This window comes from Candidatus Obscuribacterales bacterium (assembly GCA_036703605.1).
Taxonomy (GTDB): domain Bacteria; phylum Cyanobacteriota; class Cyanobacteriia; order RECH01; family RECH01; genus RECH01.
Map to the genome: position 1 here is coordinate 1 of DATNRH010000233.1, position 1,511 is coordinate 1,511.

Here is a 1,511-nt window from a genome sequence, read left to right on the forward strand (position 1 = left end):
CTCGGTATGAGCCTTGAACTTAGACGAGAGTGAGCAGACGTAGAACTCCTTGCCAGAATGTTTGAGGGCCAGCCGCTTGGCCTCATCCTGTGCATCCTCGTAGTACGGATGAATCACTTGTGGATTATTTGCTTGTGGACACCACACGATATACTTGCCCGGCAGCTTTGGGAAAGTTTCATTACTCATTGAAGTCAAGCTCCCTAACGGATTCATCGGCTACATCGTAGTCTAGCTTAGCCGCGTCGTAACTGTCCCGGCACGGGCAATAGTCAGCACAGGGCTCACTGATGTACTCGCCTGTCTGCGAGTCCTGTAGGATTTGCTCACTACAGACCTCACACTCAACCACGTTTACGTTATCACTTCCAAGCATTGTCAACTCCATAGGTGTCGGTTCTAGTACGACACCAGTTTAAACTAAAAGTTCCATATCTATATAGATATATCTAAGAGCCCCTATAGGGGGCTCTATATATAGATATATATCTAGATATATCTATTGATAATGATATCAGATAGATTATCTACCGTTGTACCCTCAAGTCCCGGAGCGGTGTTAACCTCGTACACCACCGCACCGTGCCTGTCGTGATAGCCAATGTCCACAGCCCCGTAATGCAGGCCGAGGGCACGGACAGCTTTGATCGCCTCATCCTTCACGCATTGAGGCACCTCACCCATATCCTCGTTACGGGCAAAGATGAATCCATTGTGATGATTACGGATTTGCCAATTAACCTGATCGTCAGGAACCTCACGTTGCCGTGCCTTCCGCTGCACATCCGCCACTTCTTCGCCACACACATGGACACGATACTCCGCTGTCTTGGGAATATACTGCACGTATAGCCGCACAGGTGATCCATCGTAGCTCGTCAGCAGTTCTCCCCCGTCGCGAAGGTCACAGTAGTATAGCCCATTACCGCTGTGTGATCGGAGCAATGTCCGCGCCATCACTCTGCCCCACTCACGAGCAACTTGTACATCAGTTGTACACTGCGGGATATTGACCCCCGACGCACCTAACACATTGAAAGCACGGGACTTATCAGACGCATCGTTGACATTTGAGAAGTAGTTTAAACTAGGTTCAACGTTGTATCGTTGATCAGATACCCCCCAGTTGATGACAAAGTGGCTAGCCTTCTGGCGATACCGGGAACGCTCAGGACTAGCGAGAATATTACAGCGGTACCCTTTCTGCCGCAGGGCATCCCGCAGGGCCTTAGCCCCACGGCTGCCGGGATTGTATGATGCAATGGCGATCATGGTATATTACACTCCTGCCCCATAACGGGAGGTGCAACGACCGTGCTGACGTGCGAGGACAGCACGCAGCCGCTCAAGAGACTCGATGTTGGTGGTGTTACGTGTATTTGTGTTGACGACATTCGGAATATAGTCCAATTCTACTCCATGTCTCTCAAGAATGGCACTCAAGTCGTACCTCCTACGGGGGATATTACTCGCCCGATTCAGATTTGTTAGAGTACGCATCGCTTGCGCAC

Annotated in this window: 2 protein-coding genes; both read right to left on the bottom strand. The window is 50.4% G+C overall.

The window, feature by feature from the left end; all coding sequences use genetic code 11:
- Positions 1-189 (bottom strand): hypothetical protein (locus V6D20_04955; GenBank protein ID HEY9815138.1); only part of this gene is annotated, 189 nt, incomplete at its 3' end.
- A 300-nt stretch (positions 190-489) separates the two neighbouring features.
- Positions 490-1,272 (bottom strand): hypothetical protein, encoded by a 783-nt coding sequence (locus tag V6D20_04960; protein ID HEY9815139.1) that lies wholly within the window; start codon positions 1,270-1,272, stop codon positions 490-492.
- Positions 1,273-1,511 lie beyond the last annotated feature (239 nt).

Excerpts from the sequence above, each read along its gene's own strand:
- V6D20_04960 (HEY9815139.1), bottom strand. The coding sequence starts at position 1,272 with ATGATCGCCATTGCATCATACAATCCCGGCAGCCGTGGGGCTAAGGCC.